The following is a 21,892-nucleotide window of genomic DNA, read 5'->3' as shown; positions in this document are numbered from 1 at the left end:
GTTTATTTTCTATTTACTTAATAATCAGTTCTTCCTGCGTTAGAACATGTAATTCCTGTGACAGATAATTATCTTGTCACAATAGAGGTATCGGCATTTTCAAAGAGACTTTATAGTATCTCTTCCGCAACCTGATTGAAATATTCAATTGATTGTTTTATCTGGGGCAGGTTGTTCTCCCAGTCCGCTTCATATTCGATCGTGAAATAGCCTTTGAATTTTTGTTTTTTCAATTCTTTCATCATTCCTTTCACGTCGAGGATGCCTTGTCCCCATACCACATCTTCGAGGCTTTGTTCTTTTCCCTGCGGTGCAATGTCTTTGAAATGTAATGCGATGATCTTTCCCTTGAGTTGCCGTATGGAAGAAATAGGATCCAATCCCATCCTTTTATAATGCCCCACGTCCACGCAAGCTCCTAATAAACCGTCCCTACCCCCGATACTACCAAGCAATACCTCCGGACTCCAGTAAGAGTTTTCACTTGGATGATTATGAACAGCCACTTTTATGTTATGTTTTTTAGCCAGCTCTTCCACAACCTCCCAATCTTCACGGGCCGGTTCAGCGCTGATAAATTCCATTTCCATATTTTTTGCGAATGAAAAAATAGAGTCCCATTCCTCTCTTTGGGCAGTCCATACGCCCGAAGAAATGATTTTGACACGCTTTGACGCGGCCAGAACTCTCAGCCTTTCCTGATCTCTCATACTTAAATCATAGCCGAAAACAAGATCTCCGAATCCTTCCCCCATCTTTTGCCCGGGATAGATCTCGATAAAACGGAGCCCCAATTCTTCTGTTTTATCCAGTGATTCCGCTACTGTAAACAGATGAAAAGTATAGGATTGCATGGATAAATGCCATCCTTGTTTTTCCACTTTTGTTTTCGTATTGTCTTGGGTACAACCGGTACTTACTATAATGCAGAATAATGCAATCAGTACTGTTTTTATTGTTTTCATATTATTGGGTAATTTATTTGCAATGTTAATTCTTTTAATGATTTAGTATTCTCATGCCTTTTCAAGTCCTTGTTCCATATTACTCTTATTGCAAGGTACAGACAAATATATTATGTCTATTATTCCTTTCGCAATTTACACCCTTTCCTCCGTTTAAAGAGAGGGAAAGGGTATAAAAGTTATTTCGGCATATCCGGCAAGGTGAACCCGTTTTCATAGGTATGCCTGATCCATTCATTTGCCATTTCGGAGGCGTTGAACTCCGCAAACCTTCTGTCGAATTTCGGATCCCCGTCAATCACCGCATATTCATCATGTGTAACGATGCTGATCTTATCGGTCGGGGATATGTTGGTAAATTGCATATTCTCCCCGTCCCACTGCAGTTCGCGGTGCAGTCCCTGCAAACCGGAAAGGCGTACGGCCAATACCCCCATTACCACCATTTCATTGAAAGGTCCGGAAAAGCGAAAATTCGACGAAGCTTCGGTCCTGTTTTCCGGAGACTCCTTACATGCCCTGATCCAGTCCTGTTCATGTGCGTTGGTATCCCAGATATTGCCATTTCCTCCTTTGATGCGGGGTATCGTAGGCTCGGGCTGTTTGAAATCTGCCATCCTGGATGTGGGAAGTAATGTAGGATTCATCCCGTAGCAGCCGGTCATGATTTTCCCTTTGGTGCCTACCAGTATGATACCTCCATTGGAGTCACCCATCATTTCCCCGTCTTTCAGTTCCTGCGGTCTGTCCGGGAGTAATCCGCCATCGTACCAGTGTACCGTCAGTTTCGGCATATTGACGTTTCCCTTTGCCGGACGTGCCGGGAATTTGCAGGTTACTTTCTGTGCCTGGGGTGGGGAATAGAGATTTGCCAATGTCGAACTGGCCGAGACACTTACCGGATACTTCAGGTCCAATGCCCAGTATAGCGGATCCATAATATGGCATGCCATGTCGCCCAATGCACCTGTCCCAAAGTCCCAGAATCCGCGCCAGTTCCAGGGAGTATATGCGGGATCATAAGGGCGTTTTTTTGCAGGGCCGATAAACAGATTCCAGTCCAGCGTGGAGGGAACGGGCATGCCTCCTTTGGGTTCACCCAACCCCTGTGGCCAGATGGGACGGTCTGTCCAGCAATGCGCTTCGTATACATCGCCGATCACGCCCGATTGTACCCACTCGGCTATCTGCCGGCACCAGTCGAACGAATTTCCCTGATTTCCCATTTGTGTTGCCACCTTGTATTTTTCGGTGAGTCTGGTAAGCAATCTGGATTCATAGACGGAATGAGTCAATGGTTTCTGGACATAAGTATGTTTTCCCAGGGTAATGGCATGGGCGGCTACCCCGGCATGGGTATGGTCGGGGGTTGCCACCATAATAGCGTCGATGGATTTACCCATCTGGTCGAACATGGCTCTCCAGTCCTTAAACTGTTTGGCTTTAGGATAATCGTTGAAAGTTTTGGCGGCATATTTCCAGTCGACATCGCAAAGCGCAACGATATTCTCTGTTTTCATGTTCGCCAGGTTGCGACGTCCCATTCCTCCCACCCCGATACCGGCGATATTCAGTTTGTCGCTTGGAGAAGTATATCCCCTTACTTTCCCAAGTACCGTATTGGGAACTATGGTAAGACCGGCGGCTCCCATGGCCGCGGTCTTTAAGAACTTTCTGCGTGAATAAGTTGTCATAATAAATTTATTTATAATTATCATTTTGAGTCAATACTCCGTTTGAACGGTCTATTTCCGCTTGAGGTATCGGGAATGGCCAGCTTTTTTCGGAGGCTTCGCTTCCTTTTCCTGCATATTGATATTTAGAAGAAAATGCCTGCATTGTTGTGACATAATCTCCCCAACGGATTAAATCATACAATCGTAATCCTTCCAAAGCAAATTCAGCTCTACGTTCATCTTTAATGACCTGTTCTAAATCGTCACTTGCTTTTATGGCATATTCAGTTAAAAATGTTGATGCATCAATATCCTCCAATGTTTCTTCAAATTTTCTTTGGAATGCAAAACTATCTTTTTTGGAAGTGGAGACATAGGCTCTATATTTAACCATATTAATATATGTGGCAACTTCTTCTTTGCTCCCGGCTGTTTTCAAGACTGCCTCCGCATAGATCAACAGTGTTTCGGCATATCTTATCCAGTAGGGAGCCCATTTGCTTCGCTGTAGATTACCATCTTCCCTGTAATCATACGGGACAAATGCTTTGCGACTTTGTTGCAGACTGAAATTATAATATCCTTTGTAATTATGGACTTCTTCTTCCCCACCTCTTTTGAAAATATCTCCATCGCTGATAATAGTAAATAATTTTCTTGGATCTCTCTCATCATAAAACTCAGCCAGGTCAGAAGTGGGAACATTTCCTCCCCATCCTCCAACATTATTTCTACCAACGTTCATAATGGCATAAGAGTCTGTAAGGTATCCTGTCTCCGGCACATATTTGCTCAAGCAGGTAAATATGCATTCCGGCGAAGAAAGTCCTTTATCATAGTCTCCTCCGTATAGATCCTGAAAATCAGGAGTCAGCGATAGCCCTCCTTGCATTATTACTGCAGATGCTGCATTTTTTGCTATTTCGTATTCTTCCTGGGCATTTCCCTGCATTTTGTTTTGTTCCATTAATCCCGCAAAAAATAACGCGATACGTCCTTTAAAGGTATATGCTGCATCTTTTGAGACTCTGCCCAACTCGGTTGACAGATTCATCTCTTTTTTCCAGGGCAGGTTCGGATCATTGATGGCATCATCGAGGTCCTTATATAATTGGGTTCTCATTTCTTCCAGTGATGCTTTCTCAAGCCTTGTATCCGGCAATTGAATTTCGCTAAGCAAAGGAACACCTCCAAACGTATTGACCAAATCGAAATAGTACCATGCGCGAAGAAATTTCATTTCTGAAATATATCTCGACACGGTTTCCTTACTGACCGGTTGTCCGCCACTCGTTAAAGACAGATCTTCCTTGCTTAATTGTTCTATACCGACATTACAACGCCCAATTCCTGTATAACGATGGGTCCATGCTTCTTGCAACAAGGGATTACTGGAAAGAGGATATCCTTTACCCAATTCTGTGGTTTGGGGACGGTCACCGGCATCCGATCCACCTCCGTCGGCATCATCCACACTTTCACTGCCAATAGCTACTCTGTTGATAGAGTAGGCAAAACCATCGTGTAAAGGTTGATAGCACGATGTTACAAGTTTGAAAGCGGCATCATCTGTTTTCATGTAGGCAGATTCATCCAGTCTACCCTTAGGATTTCTTTCAAGAAAAGAGTCACTACATGAGAATAATACAGAGATACTCCATATGAATAATATATAATATCTTTTCATTGTATCTTGATTTTTACGAATTATTAGAAAGTCATGTTTATCCCCATCATATAAGTGGCTGATTGTGGGTAATAACCGTCATCAACCCCATTGTTAAGAGGATTGCTATTGCCAATTTCAGGATCCAGCCCCGTGTATTTGGTGAAAGTCAATAAATTATATGCCCCTACCCATACTCTTATACCCGAGATATTGTAATGAGTCAATATATTTTGCGGCAATGAATATCCGAGTTGGATATTTTTCAACCTCAAATAAGAACCATCCTCTACCAACCAGTCGGAAACCTGAAGATTGTTCGTGTTGTCGGCATTTATTTGAAATTGTTCATTGGTAGGATTTGTGGGAGACCAGGCTTTCTCCATCAGGTCTTTGGGGGCATTATACCATCCGACTCCTGAGTACATATCAATTTTCTTGGCATTCATGATTTTATTCCCATAAGTCCCCTGGAATAAAAGTTGAAGGTCAAAGCCTTTATAATCGGCGGCAAGATTAAATCCAAAGCTCATTTTTGGAAACGGATTGCCGATATTTGTCCTGTCATTTGCATTGATAACACCATCTCCGTTTATATCTAAAAACTTGAGATCACCAGGACGCGCGGTGGGTTGGATAAGCCCTCCCTCTTTGTTTTTATAAGCATTCACTTCGTCCTGGCTTTGGAAAATACCATCGGTTTTTAATCCATAGAAATAACCTATAGGTTTCCCTTCTTCGGTTTTGGTCGTGGTAACTGTTATCCAGCCACCACCATAGAGAGGCTCTCCACCACCCAGGCTTGTTACTTTATTGCTGAAAGTGAATAGGTTTGCGCCAATGGAATAGTTGAAATCTTCAAGTGAGTTCCTGTATTTTACATCTATTTCCCATCCTTTGTTTAAAATACTTCCGGCATTTACCCAGGGATTATTGGGAAACCCTAAATAGGAAGGAAGCGGTACTTTCAAAAGCATATCTTTCGTTCTCTTTTGAAAATAGTCAATATTCAGGTTTAATGTATTTTTGAAAAATCCCAGATCAACACCGATATCGAACTGTTCTGTTGTTTCCCATTTTACATTTGGATTGCCCATCAGGTTATTGCCACCCATTAACTGGGAGTTGAAATTGCTGCCAAACAGATAGTACCCCCAATTCCCGGTGAAAGCCGACTGATAAGCGCCCCCTCTGTTACTAGCATCATTTATGTCGTAGATAGCCTGATTACCTATTTGTCCCCAGCTTACACGTAATTTTCCGTTTGAAAGGTATTTTGAATTACTCAGGAAGTCTTCTTCAGAAAAATTCCAGCCTGCCGAAAAAGAGGGAAAAGTTCCCCATTTATATCCCGGGCCGAAATTGGACGAACCGTCTCTACGGATGTTGGCAGTGAATAAATACCTGTTTTTATATGAATAGAAGATACGTGTAAACAATGATTGTAATGCGGACTCCGATTTCCAGCCGCTTGCGCCCGGATTTTTTGAAGCAGCATCCAATATCCTCTGGTCTTCACTGTTGCTTACCAGTCCCTGGCGAGAAGCAGAAGTCGCTTCTGATATTGTTTCTTCGGCGGAAGTTCCGATCATGGCTAATAAATTATGATCGCCAAAGGTCTTGTTAAATGTGAGCGTATTTTCCCAAACCCAGTAATCGGAATTTGAATAATATTTGCTTACGGTAGCATCATTGCTAAACTGGTCTCCGTCTAAATAATATTTTGGATTAAAGCCATCCGATCCTCCTCTGTATAAATCGACACCAAAATTTGTTCTGAACTTCAGCCATGATGTTATGTCTGCATCGAAATTTAATCCTCCTTTTAGTGACAGATCATTCCAGACATTATCCTTCCGGATATCTGTTTGAGCAACAGGATTTTCTTTGTTGGTCAGTAGAATAGGTGAGTACCAGGAATAACGGTCATTAGGATCAACCTGATCCATAAAAAAACCTGATTCCAGAAAATCGGGAATATCTTTTAGGTCTTTTCTGTATACTGGAGATATAGGGTCAGCCGTGAAAGCAATAAAGGATGTGTTGAATCCGGGAGAATTCTCTACTACATTTCGTCTTGACTGTTTTATTACACCTACATTTCCAGACATTTTTAACCATTTATACAATTGATGGTCAATATTTGTCAGCCATGATACTCTGTCGAAGTCAGATCCGTTTATGATGCCGTCTTGCTTCATATACCCCAGGTTAGTATGATATGCTAATCCGTTTGCGCTTCCGGAGAGGGATACATCATAGTTTTGGACAGGAGCATTTTTATGGTTGATCTCTTTCCACCAGTTTGTTCCTTCTTCACTGCCCGTATTCTCCTTTAGAAACTGTAATATCTGATTTTTCTGATTCTCAGTATAAAAAGCTGCATTTCCCGCATTTGTATTAGCCAGATTCTTATAGTCAATAAATTCGGATGCCCCCATCACTTCATAAATTTTGATCGGGTTTTGTATCCCGTAATAGGCATCAAAAGTTACTCTGGTTTTGTTTTCCTGACCGCTTCCTCTAATCGTGGATATAATGATCACTCCATTGGCAGCCCTTGATCCGTATATGGCGGTTGCCGATGCATCTTTCAGAATTTCCATTGAAGCAATGTTGTTGGGATTGAGCCATCCTATATCCGTTTGAGGTAATCCATCTACAATATAGAGAGGATTATTGTTATTGACGGTGCCAATTCCACGGATCCTGACTGTGGGAGGTGTTCCGGGGCTTCCTCCGGTGGAGGTGATAGTGACTCCTGCGGTTTTTCCCTGTAATGCATCTGCTACACTTCTGACAGGTAAGTTCTTTAGTTCTTCGCCTGATACCTGACTTAAAGCACCAGTCAGATCACTTTTTTTCATTGTACCATAACCTACAACCACTACTTCTTCCAGTAATTCGGTATCTTCCTCCATTATTACCTCAATAGATGTTCTTCCAACCAGTTCAACAACCTGCGGATGCATACCCACATAGGAAATTTCCAATGTGGCATTGGATGGTACGTTTAAAAGAGTGAATTTACCCTCTATATCAGTAATTGTGCCGATGGTTGTTCCCCGTACCTGTACGGTTACTCCGATCAGGGGTTCACTTTTAGTGTCCGTAACAGTACCTTGTACAGTAATGTTCTGGGCAAATATACATAAGGAAAATGTCCACAGCAAGGCGAACAAAAATCCTTTCCATAGTTTCACAATCTTTCTTTTCATCTCATTTTGTGTTTGTTTAGGTGATTGATAAGTCTATTTCCGGGTAAAGTATATTCTTTCCCCGGAAAACAGTAATTAGGCAATTCTTGAGTAGTTCAATTGCATAAGGCATTTTGAGTCGCCTTCGCTCCTCAATTTCCAGTTCTCGCAATGGCAGAAGACAAACTTGTTTGTCTTCTGCCCGTATTGCTTAATGAAAACGTTCAATAGACTATGTACAGTTAGTATCCCTCATTTTGTGTGAGATTTGGGTTGCGGTCTATTTCCACTTGCGGAATCGGCCACAGATTAAATTTCTTATCCCAGAATCTGTTCCTGTCACGGACTTTGAGTTTATCCTTATATGAGTCATATGTGGCTATATTATTCAAATCATGACGTTCAGACTTTTTGAAATCCGGAATATCGGTGCTTGTCATACCTTCATAACGAATGGTTGGAATCGGAAGACCATAGCTGGGTTGTCCATTTTCAAGGTCTCCTATATCCCATCTTCTCATATCTACCTGATGTAATCCTTCAAGAGCGAATTCCACTTTTCTTTCATTACGGACAAGCTGCCTCATTCTGTTTTGATTTCCAATCCTGTCTTCCGAAACATTGGGCATACCTGCACGATTTCTTACCTGATTGATCGCATTATAGACCGATTCATCCAATTCATTTAATTCTATTTTCGCTTCTGCATATGTCAGGAGAACTTCGGCATAACGCATGACAGGTACATTACATGATTGGGCGCTTATGTTTTCTGCCACTTCATTACTGAATTTTGCCCAAATATAGCCTGAGCCTGCGTTGCAGAAACTCGCCCATGCCGCCGCACTGTTAATGTCTGCGTTATTTTGTAAAGTCCATTGGCCGGAAGAAAAATCATAGAACGGTGTTTCGATGTCATAAGCGTTTAAGATATGGCGTATAACTGATCCATTATTTACGGTGACCGTATCACCGTGCATCCATAGTGTCGAATGGAAACGCGGATCTCTGTTTCTCTGCGGATAGTTGGGGTCATAAAGTGGAGATTCGTCTATCCGCTTTCCATCTATGCACTCAAACATATCAGCCAATAGCATGGAGGGATGCCTCCCTGTCTGACCTGTGTTTCTGGATACCTGTCCAAAAGCAATCACATGGATTTTTTGTGTTCCCTGCTTAGTATACATTAACTCGAACAGCATTTCGTTACGTACATCTGCTTGGGTTTGCCCTGTTATATTAAATAAGTCATCAAAAGAACCGGCCAGCTCTCTTTGTCCGATTACCTGTGCGGCTGCTTCAGCTGAGATACGGAAATATTCAGTCCCTTGATTTGCATAGTCCAGACTACCTCCCAACAGGGCTGCACGTGCCTTTAACCCATAAGCGAAAGCTTTATCTACCCTTCCCCTTTCTGTAGCCGTCCAGGGTAAATGTGTAACTGATTCGTCTATCTCTTTTAAGATAAAATCAAGAATTTCCGTTTTCGATGTTCTGGCATCTTTGTATTGATCGATAGTGACAGGAGAAGTAAAAAACGGAACATCCCCGTATGTGGCGATCAGGTTATAATAGGCAAAAGCCCTTAAAACCCTTACTTCCGAAATATATTGAAGAGCTTTACCTCCTATGTCGTCTATATATTCACTGGAACCATAGATGACCGAATTGGCCCTGGCGACCAAAACATATAACATACTCCAGAAGGATTGGACAGACGCATTATCGGGATTGAGTGCACCTCCTGCACCAATAGTGGTATTCTCTGCCCGCTCCATACCTAATCCTGTGAAATGATCCAGATATACGCTAAACGGGACGTTGTATCCAAGATCCATGTATAAACAATTGTATACACCGGAAGTCCCATTCAGAATTGCTGCTTCTGACTTGTAGAAACCGGAAGATGAATAGTCTGATGACTCTCTTTCCAGAAAATCGGAACAAGACACCAATGTTCCTGCTAAAAGCACACCTGATATTATATAAGATAAAAACTTTTTCATACGATTATTTTATTTTTTAAAAACGAAGATCGATACCAAAAGTGAAAGTCTGCATTACAGGATAAAAACTTCCATTATTTACGTAGTTTTCCGGATCATACCCTTTGTAAGCGCTGCTGAGTGTGAATAGATTTTGTCCATTGATATAAAAACGGAGGCTCTCTATCTTTAGATTATCTAATGTATTTTTAGGTAAGCTATAGCCGAGAACTACATTTTTTAATCGCATATAGGCTCCACTTTTTATCCAGAAGTCAGAGACAATATTGTTCGGATTACTTCCAGAACCGTCAATTAAAAGAAGTGGAAACTCTGCATCTCTATTATCCGGTGTCCATGTATCCAACTGATTCTTGAAGATAGTGCGTCCTACGTAGAAAGGACGGGCTCCCGCACCGGTATATAAAATATCCTTCTTGCCCACACCCTGGAAGAAAACAGAAAAATCAAAACCTTTCCATTCAGCTCCCATGTTTACACTGAATTCGTATCGGGGATATGGATTCCCGATGACAGCCCGGTCCTCATCTGTGATCTCACCGTCGGGTACTCCGTCGGGTCCGCTGATATCTTTGTATTTTATATATCCCGGCTTTACATTTTCTTTATTGCCTCCATAAACGGGTGAGTTATCTATTTCTTCCTGGCTCTGGAAATATCCGTCTGAAACATAACCATACCACGAGTTAAGAGGTAATCCTTCTTTTGTAATTTGAGTACCGATATATTCATTACCATAAAGATTGGTAACTTTATTTTTTACATCTGAAAGATTACCTGTGACATAATAATTTACATTGCCTTTTCTCTCTCTCCAGGTGAGAGACAGATCCCAGCCGTTATTTCTCATAGAGCCTGCATTTTCCCATGGAGAAGATAATCCTACATACAAAGGAATGGGAAATTGCTGCAACATATTATTTATATTGCGTATGTAATAATCAAAACTGAAACTTAATCGGGAATTCAGGATATCTCCATCCAATCCAAAATTCAATTGAGTGGATTTCTCCCAGGATATCTTTTCATTGGCAACCTGGGTTTGAGCTACGCCGGTTCCCAGAACCTTATCGAACCAATATCCGTAGCCGGAACTGATGGAGGCAGCATAAGGAAAATATACCGGATTATTGTTAAGTATAATATCCTGGTTGCCCAATGTTCCGTAAGAAGCTCTGATTTTTAGATTGTTTATGCTCTTTTTTATAGGTTCAAAGAAGGATTCTTCGGAAATCCTCCATCCTCCCGATATTGAAGGGAAAAAGCCCCACCGATAGTTTTTCATAAAACGGGAGGAAGCATCCCATCTTCCATTTAACTCAAGAAGATATTTATCTGCAAAAATATAGTTTGCACGTGCAAAGTAGGACAACATAGCCCATTCCAAACGCCCGCCGGAATTTGTGGCTGTCGAAATATCCCCGTTGTTCAATTCCTCGAAACCTTCAAATTCATATCCTTTCCGGCTCGCACCGAAACTACGGATCAATCGTTCTTCAGTTTGCATACCTCCCAGCAGTTTGAAATAATTTTGGGATATTGTCTTTTCATAAGACGCCTGTAGGTTGAATTGATTGGTTATAGTCTGACTCCAACCCTCGTACTTTTGGGTTCCGGTAGCAGGATAGGATGTCCTGAAAACTCCATTTTCATATGTATCGTATGGTTTAATGAAATAATCCGATTTGTATTCTACTTTCCGGCTGCTATAACTACCCAATACTTCAAATCCTTTAAAGGGATTTATGGCCATAAACCCTTTTACACCTAACTCAGGCGTTACGCCGGTATGTACTCCGCCAGCTTTCGATACCGCGATCGGATTATCTCCGTTCTGTCCGAATCCCCATGTACCATCATTATTTTGACCAGAAAATACCGGGGTAAATGTCAATGCTTTGTTGATAGTTGATTCCGGTTCTTCCATGCTGGGACGTGTGACGTCGGATTGCCGGATGTTGATATCAATGCCGACTTTCATCCATTCAGTAACTTGAGCGTCCGTATTTAAACGCAGGGTCATGCGCGAATAATCATTATTGGAAATAAGCCCTTCCTGATAATAATAGCCGGCATTCGCAAAAACACGGAATGTTTCTGATCCTCCACTTAAACTTACGGAATGGTTGTGAGCCAACGTCTGATTTTTGAGTACCTTTTCACGCCAGTTTGTGTCGTAGTAGTTGAGATTATCTGCTCCTTGGGTTTTGTAGATATTAATGATCTCCTGAGAATATTGTGGATCCATATCAGCGTTTGCCCGGGCTGTATTCACTGCCTCCATATATTCAATTGCATTCACCGGATCAGGCATAGAGGTTGGAGTATTGAAACCTGCATATCCATTATAAGTAATTCTTACTTTTCCTTCTTTTGCCCTTTTGGTCGTTACTAAAATAACACCGTTAGATGCACGGGATCCGTAAATAGAGGCGGATGCCGCATCTTTTAAAATAGAAATTGACTCGATTGCATTTATATCTATATTGTTAATATCTCCTTCTACACCGTCTATCAATATTAACGGGCTGGTAGAAGAATTGATTGAGCCTGTTCCACGGATAGTAATCCAGGAGCCATCTCCTCCCGGTCGTCCGGATGGCTGTACCACGGAAACACCCGGGACCAAACCTTGTAATGCTGTAGAGGTGTTGGATAAACTGCGTTTTGTTAAGTCTGCACTGGTAACATTTTGAACAGCACCTGTCAAGTTTACTTTTTTCTGTGTACCATATCCTACTACAACTACCTCTTCTAACAACTCAGAATCTTCCCTCATAATGACGTTTAAATAAGTTTGCCCATTAAGAGAAAGTTCCTGGGTCTGAAATCCTATATATGAGAATTCAATAACCGCATTTGTATTGGGAGCGGTTAAAGTGAATTCACCTTCAGTATTTGTTACAGTTCCCTGTTGGGTACCTTTCACAATTACATTTACACCAATCAGAGGTTCATTATTTGAGTCCTTTACTATCCCGCTGATATTTACCTGTGAATACACTGTTGCACTATAAATTATCAGAGCACAGAAACTCAAAATGAACGATAGACATTTCTTTCTACACATTGTAAAAAGGGTTCTCTCTTTTTTCATGAATTTACTTTGTTTTAGAGTTAGTCATCATATTTATTCGCATTGTTTTATCGATTGGCAAGTATCTTTGCCAATTGATCATAGTTTACAATCTGCAATATTGATTGTCTCTACAAATTAAAATTAATAAATCGCGATTGCATTCGTAATCGTCCGTTGACTGCCATCACTGGGTTTAATAGTTTCCAACCCGTTAATCAACATGCATGAGGAGCCTCCTCCATCTAAGTTTATTGCTTCGATACAACCTATCCCGAGGAGAATATCAGACACTTCTTTCAATGTTAATCCGGGTGTATTGGGTGTTTTGTTTCTTCCCTCACACACGAATAACACAAGATGTCCCGACGGGTGATATCCGATTGCTGAGCGGGGATGATTGGCCGTCGGCCCTACTCCGCTTTGGATATCGAACATTTCCGCTTCCCACAGATTCTTGTATTCGCCGTTCGTAATAAGCAACGGCCCGGCTCCTATGGCATGTCGAGGTTTCCACTCTTTTGCTCCTTCGGGAAAATCGGATGAAGGGATAGGTTGCGGTTGTTCTCCTGCCTTGTTCGGAGAAGGATTGGGATAGGTATAGAGGGTGTTGCCGGATTCGTATACCCAATAGGCACCGAACGTATTATCGGGATTTGTGCCGAAAGCTCCCTGCGTGGGATAATATTCTGTGCTTGTACCATTATAATCCCTGTAAACCGTTTGTTGTGCTCCGGAAATGATTTGTCCGTCCCTGACCATCAACCCGAGCGAAGTCCCGCTCCAGAAATAACCTCCGTTTAATACTATGCCGGGTCGGGAATTATTCTCATAGAACTGCTTCGGGGTTTGATAACCGGTTTTCTCCCCTAATACTCTGAACCGGCCTTTTTCTTCACTGATATCCGCTACGGCAATGTACGCTTGAACCTGCTTCCCGGAAATACTTTTTATGTATTTATATACGGAGAGATAATCAGGTAACGTGCCGAAATCGTTCCTTTTCTCCCACTCGTCGGATGGTGGTTCAAAAGACAGGGAAGCAAAATGAACCAGTATGCGGTATGTCAGGATCTCATTGCCTTTTTGTATTTTGAAAGAAGCCTCTTCCGTCAGATTGTATGTTGAGATGGTGTTTGATGGTTCGATCATCTTAACACTTTCAGCCGGTGTTATACTGATCTCTGTTTCCGAGATATCCGTTCCCATAGGAAACTGAATGGTTACAGTCCGCATGAAATTGTCGGTTTTTACATCCAATGCCTCCGGGCGTTTTACTTCCACTGAGGTGACATACCTGAAATCGAAATCAGTTTGTGCTGTTTTCTCTCCACATCCGCTCCATGCGAATAGGAAAGTGATGAATAATAAATTATATATCAAATTCTTTTTCATCTTGTTTCATAAGTGAAAATTGACCTGTTTTACGGAATAACTTCGCTTTCACGCAAACCTTTTTCTACATACTCCCACATATTTTTGTTGATAATATGCACAATATCGAAGATCATTACTCCGTCCGATTTATGAAGATTCATTTTAATGGATTCCGTTAATCCTTCAGGGTTATCGTAGAACTGGTCGGCAAGGATTCCGCCAATGAATTTGTTTTCCCCCATAACCGTACGAAGATTTTCACAAGATCCTTCCACGCAATACCATAAGCTGCTTTGAGCCTGCATATCGGTTTCGTTTCTTACTTCAGGATTGTTTTTAAGATATTCTTCCCTGGTTATTGTCGTATAATAGTTTCCTACCGTAAACAAATCAATTAATTCCGCATAGCCGGTATTTTTATAAGTAGGACCTGCCCAGTCGTATTCTTTCGAAGGATCGTAGTGTTTGCTTGCAAAGTTTACTCCAACTTCGAAGTACGTAGGGTACCAGGCGCCGGTATAGTCTCCGAAAGAAAGATCAGGATTCACGGATTTGATCCTGTCACGGGCTTTGACGATAAAATCATAGATCACCTGGGTGCGCCATTCTACCCATTGCACGAAATATTGCCCCCTTTCGGGATACAGATTTCCCTGCGGATCTTTTTTCCATACATAGATATCGTCGGGAAACTTGTTGAGTTTTTTTCCTAGATACTCTTCAAACTTATAACGGGACAAATCAGAGAAGTCTGCGGTAAATCCGTCGTAACGCACCCTGTCAAGAATGATCCCGTCCAGTTCGGGATACTTTTGCGCCACTTCTTCAAAAATACCGAGGATATATTCCTGAAACTCCTCATTGGCAGGGTTCACCATAGCCGAATATTTTTGTTTTTCTTCCGTGATGGGAATAAATGTCCTTTCTTCGGAAGGAGGGTACACAACAGAAGCCCACTCAGTCTTTCCCTGTTCATAAATAATGCCTCTGTCCACATAATTATGTCCGGCAACAAAGGTATTCATGGATGCCTGTACCTGCATATTCAACTTATGCGCTTTCTCTATAAAATAGCCCAAATAATCGAATGTATAAGTAATCGGTTGCCCATTCCATTCCGTCAGTTTAGGTGCATATTCACTGTCATAAAGTACATGACCGGAAATTGGACGGATATCCACTACTACATCCGTAAATCCCAGATCACTTAACTTTTGCAGATAATGGTCTATAGTGTCTTTGTTATTGAACCGGTGTATATTTGCCGTAGCGTCAATCCACATTAATTTGGGAAGCTGGTCTGGCGCTTCAAAAGATTCATTCTTTTGTTTCTTATGACAGGAACAAAAGAGAACAATGACCATCGTAATGAAAAGTGTGATTTTTTTTATCATTTTTTGTTTTGCTTAAAAGTAATTTATTTATCTGTTGCCAATGCCCTGTCGATATCTTTTTTAATATTATCTCCCCTGAACCGTCGATTCACTATCTGTTCCCTAAAGTGCTTTGGTTATCGGATGTGAATTCCAGGATACACGCATCTTTCGGAGATAATTGTATCGTGAGATTTATCTTTCCATTGTGATATTTCCCGATTTTTTCTTTCCCGTTCTCCTTTATAAGGAAAATTTCCCCGGTTGGTTGCAATCCGTAGGTTTTCGTATCAAACCGGAGTTTTACAGGAAAGGTGTGGTCAAGGATACTCGCCATTGCGATACCGAGCATATGGTCATCCGATTTCCATGCGGCAGTATATATTGTTGAGAAGCTGCCCTGTAATTCTGTTACCCGTTCCGCTTCTCTGCCGGCATAAATAGATAACCTGGAAATTTTCAGTTCTTTCTCCGGAACTTTTATTTCCGGCGCCCGGACAAATTCCCCATAAAGTAAATATTTCAATCCTTGTGATCGTACTTTTGCCAGTTTCATCAGATAATCGATCTCCTCTTTGCGGTCGGTTGCCAAAAAGTCCTTGTAATTAGCGATCATCGGCTGTATTCCCCAAACAAAGGACCTTGCCTGTTCCATCAGGAATTGTTCGTTAAAACTTTCATTGAGTAATTGCAGTGTATCAGACGGTGCAGATTCCTTTGGCCATAAATCGTCATACGGAGGCGAGAGCAAAGAGGAATAACTGCCGTATGAAACTGCGTATGGATGATAAACCGTCTGAAATAATGGAATAGTTTGCCATCCCTCAACACCTGCATATCTTTCTTTACTAACCTGAAGCGTAAGGAACAGATCCAGATAAGGCAGCCAGCATTCGCTGACTCCTTCACCCGAAAGAGCAATTTTGTCTGTTGAACGTGACGAAGAACGTATTTGCCGGGTAACTTCTCCAGACCCTTTCACCCAATAATTTCCCCCACCCAACGGATGTCCATGGGAAGGATCGTAACACAGATAACCCAGGCATGCCTGATCCATATAGATCCCTCCGACATGATAGTCATTGATGGCCTTTCCTGCCAATGATGCATATTTATCCCTCCAGAAAGAAGAGCCCATACACATTGTTGTTAAAGCTTTTCCTGAGAAAATATTATACACATGCGTTATGGTTTTTCCGTCAGTTCCTTTCACCGCATGTTGGGAAGCATTTTCTTTTTCCCAGCTTTCCGTAGCATTTCCCCATTGGATCTGATTCATATAAACCAGCGTCTTTATTCCCTGTTCTTCTGCTTTTGTTATCTGATTTTTAAACAAGGTCTCTCCATCGCGGGGAGGAAAATATTCGGGAAACCCTTCGTCATAAGGACAACCGTGCCACCAGTGCCACAATACGTTTACCGGCAAACCTAACCGCTTTTTTAACTCTTCTGCAGGAGGCAATACTCCCTGTACTTTACCGCGATTCCATATCCATAAAGCTGTTTCTTCTACCCATGAAGGAACCAGCCCGTTTTTCAAACGGCTTTCCCTGGCCCACTTTTGTTGAACAGCCCATTCCCGGTAATACTCTGCGGCTGTAATCCAATCTCCTTTAAATGTACTTATTATCGCATCGTAATCTGGAGAATAGGTGTCTGACGATGTGTCATATTCGGGAAAATTGTCTATCTGAAAAGACAAATATCCCTGCGGATCCAGTCCAACGCCGAAATTTTTGCGATAAGCCGAACTGTCGTTGCAGGATAGATAAAGACCGGTTTTACCGGGATTGTAAAGTGCCAGCAGTTGCATGGACAAATGTCCGGGATAGGCCCATCCAAAATAATTCCTGTTATTTTTTCGCATATATTTTCGTGGTTCTTTCAATAAAGATCCCATCCAATCGGCTACAATTAGGTGTTCCGCATCCATTTCCTTTAATCCGTTGATCTTTGGAAAAACCACTTTCTCTATTTGTCTCTCCCGTATACCTCTAAGATAAATCTTCCATTTGGAAACAGGTTCATTCTTATTCAGCCGCACAGAGGCTACAACCTCAAAATCGGGGTTATCAATTTCACGGAAATCCGACCATATCATTTTCAAATATCCGGTATCCATTGTTTCCACTCTGAAGAGGGAGGCAGAAAACATATCCAGAGAAGTTATTCCCGAAGATGTTCGTATATGGATATGCCAGAGCGAGTTTTTCATGTCCGTTTCTGCAAGTAGAGGCAAGTGTTCCGTTATATCGTCAAACCGACGAAGTGTTCCGTCTTTTGAATTAAAACCCAATAGCAAGTGTTCATTTTTTATATAAATGATCTCACCATGATCTTCAAATGACCCTGCATGCATCAGGGTACAGAAAGAAATAAACAATATTACGGTAAAACATCGTATAACTTGCATAACGACACGTTTGTGATATCTTTGACTGTTAGTCGCTGTAATTTACCTGTAAAACATAGGAAACAATTCACGAATATCCTGATCGTTAACAGTACGGCCGAATTCACAAATTTCAAAAGCTTCGATTGTCTTTACTTCTTTTGTAGTGCCTCCGTACCATTTTTCAACAACAGGTTTATCTTTCTCTTTTATCTCCCCGCGCTTCAGCACATATTCCCGGAGGATATATTCTATTTTTCCTTCCTGTGTTACAGGAATGATGTCGTTGCTTCGGTTAATCCAAGGCAACCATTCATATATCTGGGACGCATGAGCATCGATTACATGTGCTTTTTCCCGAATAACCGGCGTGATATCCACCGTAATATCGGGCCGAGGTTTCTGCGAATTAATGTAGCGGCCTCTTGTATACAAAAATACAGGGCTTTGCTCTAATGCCGGAACTTCCGGCAGTATCTTCGGCACATTTACCAGGAAAGCAGCATCCTGTACCAATAAGGAGGTATGCCGGTGATCGGGATGATAATCATAGGGAGGATGTGTAATCACAATATCGGCTTTCCATTCACGGATCAACCGGATCACTTCCATGCGATTCCTTAACGTTGATTCCAATTCGCCGTCTTCATTATTCAGGACTTCATATTCACAGTTCATCCGTCTCTTTACTTCCTGTACTTCTTTGTATCTGCGAATGGCTGTTTCATTTTTCGTTCCTTCATGATGTCCTTTATTCCCATTTGTAAGAGAAACATATTTTATTTTATAACCCATTCGGGAAAGAAGGATGCAGGTGCCTCCGCTTGTCAGTTCGGCATCGTCGGGATGAGCGCAGATCACGATCACTCTTCTTCCTTTATTTTCCATCTCTTCCGCTTTCACATTCATCGCTATTCCTCCCAAAATCAAAACCAATATTAAATGAATGATTTGTCTCATATCCTATCCATTATTTAATCTATAAATGTTCCTGAAAAAACAATCGAGACTTGCCGTTGTAAATAGAGTTCTGTTATTTTCTTATTTTAAAGTAAGAAAATGGGAAAAAGAGGGTGCACTTCCATATTCAGACACCCTCCTTTTGGACTAGTCAACTTATTTCCTAGAGCTTTATTCAATTTTCCATAACTCTACTCCACCATTTGTACACAAAAAAGCAACAATTGCCGATTGTCCGTCAGGAGCAACTCTTGCCCGAACATCTGCGGTTACATTTCCATTGCTGGCGAAATTGGTATCTAACGGAAAATTCAGCCAATCATTCCATGTCCGTTCTTTTATAAGGTCCATTATTGAGGAAATTTTGTCAGGTCTGAGTATCACTTTTCTAACATCGAAAATTTCTCGCATCCAATTATATTCGTTTTGTTCGATAAGGAATATATAATAGGCTCCGTCCATTTCAGCATAATCAAAAGCATGCCCGCCGCCTAACCATTGATGGAATACGTCTTGAATATGATGTTCCGATTGATAAATAGGTTGATTGGTTGTACCATCCATATATGTGATAGCAATCCTTGCGACTCCGTTTTCGTAGCGGGCTATAAAGTAATTACTGTTTGCCCCAAATTCTGTAGGTACTATTTTAGCTTGTATTCCCATAGTGTAATCAATAGAATAATCTACTTTTCGGGGCTGCTCCGAAACAACTTTTCCATCTTTAATTTCCCATTGTAAGAAGATGTTGTTGTTTGATATACCCAAATAAAGATATGCATGAGTAGTCATATCGCCTTTCACGAAAATTTTCCTTCCGACCTGTGCATTCGGAATATCCAATACATATGTAAACAGGAGTTCGGGTTTTGCTGTTACACCTTCCCACCAAAACATGTGTATTTCTTCTCCTACTGCAGCTGCAAAATTGCAAGACGCAATATTTCCGGCATCATCCGTGGCCATATGAAGAGGTACGGTTCTTGGAAGGGTTCCCCAGTCAATTCCTTCCATGGATATATCTCCGGCTTTGCTACCATCTGAAATGTTGAAGTATTTAAATCCGGCACGGTCATGCACCACAATATAATCTCCGCTAATGCCGACAGCGCCATTGTTATGGTTTGTAAAACCAAGCTCGGTTGCCGTTTTCTTCCATAATGTGTGATGTTGATAAACAACACTTAGTTTGGCTTCGATGATGTACTCTTGTCTTGCGCCGTCAGATCCCACTACTTCGAAATGATAGGGTTGCGATAAATCCACCGGCCCGACGAAAGCAGGTTCAACTCGTGCATTGTTGGGAATATTTGCCGAAACGTTGATTTTTTTCATATCGGTTGTTTTTAACCCATTCACATCTGCGTCAATTACAATAGGTTCGTCTGAATCGAATTCTTCTACCGATATCTTCGTCTCAATAAGATCAGATGTTAGGAAGCTAAGCGCAGTAAGCTTATTCCCGGCAGTTGGGATCAATTCTTCTGCTTCTTGGCATCCCACAATAAAGGCCAAACCAAAGACGCATATTGATATATATATACTTTTTCTCATAACTATTATCTATTTAATTGTTTACCAAAGTGGTGTTTGTTTACATAACGGATTGTTATTTATCTCACTTTGAGGAACGGGAAGTTTATAATAACTTTCTTTGAAGACCCGGTCGGCATCATCACATTCAACTGTTTCATTCGAGAAAGAGTCTCCAACCTTTGTTATTTTTGTACCATGCATTCGTTTTCCGTTAAGTGTATTTACCGCGGTTTTCCAACGACGAAGATCCCACAAGCGATGTCCTTCAAAAGCCAATTCAATTTTACGTTCTTCCCTGATAATATCGCGCAAAGCCTCCTTGTCCGTAGTAGTTATATTGGGTAATTTAGCTCTTGCGCGAACTTTATTAAGCGAAACCAACGCTTCCTGGCTTCTGCCCAATTCATTCAGCGCCTCGGCGTGATTCAGGAGTACTTCAGCATAACGTACCTCGTACCAGCTTTGTGTACTGATGCCATCCATAGGAGCATTTTCATCCACCATTTTACGGATATAATATCCCGTGGTTGTTCCTCCCGAGCTCTGCGGGGCAGCATAATGTTCAAAACCATCCGTCCCTCCGACAAAAGTCTCAATGGTGCGTCCTTTCCAAGTTGCTCCGTTATAGAGGATAGAAGCATAGAATCGGGGTTCCCTGTTTTGATAGGGATTAGCGGCATGTTCCGGATTGTTCCAATCAAATTCACTGCCATCACTCATCCGATAGGAGTCTACCATTTCCAGAGTAGGGCTTGCTATACCAATAACTCCTTCGCTCTTGTCGCCTTTAGGACAATACAGTTTGTGAAATGTATGCCCCAAAGTACCACCAAACCGATAGGTTAGTACTCCTTCTTTGCTATCTTTTGTTTTAAAAATATCATCATAATCCGACTCAAGCTGGTATAATTTTCCCTCTTCCTTTATAACTTGCTCGGCTGCATCCACAGCATCCTGCCAACGTTCGGCATACAACATAACTCTTGATTTATAGCCATACACTCCTCCTTTGGTCAAACGCCCTAATTCTTCTTTATCCCATTCGCTTGGTAGATTATCGGCTGCAAAGTCAAGTTCTTTGGTAATAAAATCATAACATTCCTCTTCCGTACTTCGAGCCTTATATGCTTCGTTGGGTCCGTCAATATAATCCCTGATAATTATTCCGCCATGACTCCTTACCAACATAAAATGCAAAAGTCCTCTAAAGAATCGTGCTTGAGCTTCCATTAGCGTGATGTCTGCCGGATCGTAGCTGGCATAATTCTCCAATCCATACAAGAATTCATTGATTCTACGTATACGGTTGTATTCATAATCATAATCCGATAAAACAATAGAGGTCGGGCTGATTATGGAACTTAAGATTGTTTTATTTACATCTCCACCATTAGGTCCCATCACATGTTGATGATATTTTACAATATCACTGAAGCCGTCACTCAATGAGACATCGGCATATTTTAGGCCGTAGGGACCATATTCATAAATAGGTTTATAAAAACCATTGATGTACAGATATGTATTCTCTTTTGTTTTCCATATCTCAGCTTCAGTATATATGGTACGGGGTTCCGGATCCAAATAATTGCTGTCACATCCCCCTAAAAATAAGGAAAGAGATACAATCAAAAGCAAATATTTATTTATATGATTCATTTTCATTTT

At 41.4% G+C, this 21,892-nt stretch carries 12 protein-coding genes; all 12 read right to left on the bottom strand.

Annotated features, from left to right (window positions below; all coding sequences use genetic code 11):
• Window positions 1-110 precede the first annotated feature (110 nt).
• The gene (locus U2P89_RS01920) at window positions 111-965 is read right to left on the bottom strand and encodes a sugar phosphate isomerase/epimerase (RefSeq protein WP_322190460.1); all 855 of its coding nucleotides are present in this window, start codon (window positions 963-965) and stop codon (window positions 111-113) included.
• Window positions 966-1,144: 179 nt separating this feature from the next.
• Window positions 1,145-2,659: a Gfo/Idh/MocA family oxidoreductase gene (locus U2P89_RS01915; protein WP_322190459.1), complete on the bottom strand. Its 1,515-nt coding sequence runs from the start codon at window positions 2,657-2,659 to the stop codon at window positions 1,145-1,147.
• A gap of 7 nt (window positions 2,660-2,666) precedes the next feature.
• On the bottom strand, window positions 2,667-4,328 hold the full coding sequence (locus tag U2P89_RS01910; RefSeq protein ID WP_322190458.1) for a RagB/SusD family nutrient uptake outer membrane protein: 1,662 nt from the start codon (window positions 4,326-4,328) through the stop codon (window positions 2,667-2,669).
• 23 nt (window positions 4,329-4,351) lie between these two features.
• On the bottom strand, window positions 4,352-7,525 hold the full coding sequence (locus tag U2P89_RS01905) for a TonB-dependent receptor (RefSeq protein ID WP_322190457.1): 3,174 nt from the start codon (window positions 7,523-7,525) through the stop codon (window positions 4,352-4,354).
• 221 nt (window positions 7,526-7,746) lie between these two features.
• Entirely contained in the window at window positions 7,747-9,510 is a 1,764-nt protein-coding gene (locus U2P89_RS01900; RefSeq protein WP_322190456.1) for a RagB/SusD family nutrient uptake outer membrane protein, read from the bottom strand.
• Between the two features lie 16 nt (window positions 9,511-9,526).
• Window positions 9,527-12,580, bottom strand: coding sequence for a TonB-dependent receptor (locus U2P89_RS01895; RefSeq protein ID WP_322190506.1), 3,054 nt, complete (start codon window positions 12,578-12,580; stop codon window positions 9,527-9,529).
• Window positions 12,581-12,730: 150 nt separating this feature from the next.
• Complete coding sequence (locus tag U2P89_RS01890; RefSeq protein WP_322190455.1) at window positions 12,731-13,981, bottom strand: phosphodiester glycosidase family protein; 1,251 nt, start codon at window positions 13,979-13,981, stop codon at window positions 12,731-12,733.
• Between the two features lie 29 nt (window positions 13,982-14,010).
• On the bottom strand, window positions 14,011-15,357 hold the full coding sequence (locus U2P89_RS01885) for an alpha amylase family protein (protein WP_322190454.1): 1,347 nt from the start codon (window positions 15,355-15,357) through the stop codon (window positions 14,011-14,013).
• A gap of 91 nt (window positions 15,358-15,448) precedes the next feature.
• On the bottom strand, window positions 15,449-17,749 hold the full coding sequence (locus tag U2P89_RS01880) for a DUF6259 domain-containing protein (RefSeq protein WP_322190453.1): 2,301 nt from the start codon (window positions 17,747-17,749) through the stop codon (window positions 15,449-15,451).
• Between the two features lie 42 nt (window positions 17,750-17,791).
• Window positions 17,792-18,688, bottom strand: coding sequence for a PIG-L deacetylase family protein (locus tag U2P89_RS01875; RefSeq protein ID WP_322190452.1), 897 nt, complete (start codon window positions 18,686-18,688; stop codon window positions 17,792-17,794).
• 171 nt (window positions 18,689-18,859) lie between these two features.
• Window positions 18,860-20,242: a DUF5018 domain-containing protein gene (locus U2P89_RS01870; RefSeq protein ID WP_322190451.1), complete on the bottom strand. Its 1,383-nt coding sequence runs from the start codon at window positions 20,240-20,242 to the stop codon at window positions 18,860-18,862.
• 21 nt (window positions 20,243-20,263) lie between these two features.
• Complete coding sequence (locus U2P89_RS01865) at window positions 20,264-21,883, bottom strand: RagB/SusD family nutrient uptake outer membrane protein (protein WP_322190450.1); 1,620 nt, start codon at window positions 21,881-21,883, stop codon at window positions 20,264-20,266.
• Window positions 21,884-21,892: the final 9 nt, after the last annotated feature.

It is taken from the genome of Proteiniphilum sp. (genome assembly GCF_034331125.1).
GTDB classification, from domain to species: Bacteria; Bacteroidota; Bacteroidia; order Bacteroidales; family Dysgonomonadaceae; genus Proteiniphilum; species Proteiniphilum saccharofermentans.
Note: the sequence above shows the minus strand (reverse complement) of the source record. Positions and strands in the feature narration are given on the sequence as shown.

Coding starts and splice junctions, on each gene's coding strand:
- U2P89_RS01915 (WP_322190459.1), bottom strand. CDS start 2,659: ATGACAACTTATTCACGCAGAAAGTTCTTAAAGACCGCGGCCATGGGA.
- U2P89_RS01880 (WP_322190453.1), bottom strand. CDS start 17,749: ATGCAAGTTATACGATGTTTTACCGTAATATTGTTTATTTCTTTCTGT.
- U2P89_RS01865 (WP_322190450.1), bottom strand. CDS start 21,883: ATGAATCATATAAATAAATATTTGCTTTTGATTGTATCTCTTTCCTTA.
- U2P89_RS01870 (WP_322190451.1), bottom strand. CDS start 20,242: ATGAGAAAAAGTATATATATATCAATATGCGTCTTTGGTTTGGCCTTT.
- U2P89_RS01895 (WP_322190506.1), bottom strand. CDS start 12,580: ATGTGTAGAAAGAAATGTCTATCGTTCATTTTGAGTTTCTGTGCTCTG.
- U2P89_RS01910 (WP_322190458.1), bottom strand. CDS start 4,328: ATGAAAAGATATTATATATTATTCATATGGAGTATCTCTGTATTATTC.
- U2P89_RS01900 (WP_322190456.1), bottom strand. CDS start 9,510: ATGAAAAAGTTTTTATCTTATATAATATCAGGTGTGCTTTTAGCAGGA.
- U2P89_RS01905 (WP_322190457.1), bottom strand. CDS start 7,525: ATGAAAAGAAAGATTGTGAAACTATGGAAAGGATTTTTGTTCGCCTTG.
- U2P89_RS01875 (WP_322190452.1), bottom strand. CDS start 18,688: ATGAGACAAATCATTCATTTAATATTGGTTTTGATTTTGGGAGGAATA.
- U2P89_RS01920 (WP_322190460.1), bottom strand. CDS start 965: ATGAAAACAATAAAAACAGTACTGATTGCATTATTCTGCATTATAGTA.
- U2P89_RS01885 (WP_322190454.1), bottom strand. CDS start 15,357: ATGATAAAAAAAATCACACTTTTCATTACGATGGTCATTGTTCTCTTT.
- U2P89_RS01890 (WP_322190455.1), bottom strand. CDS start 13,981: ATGAAAAAGAATTTGATATATAATTTATTATTCATCACTTTCCTATTC.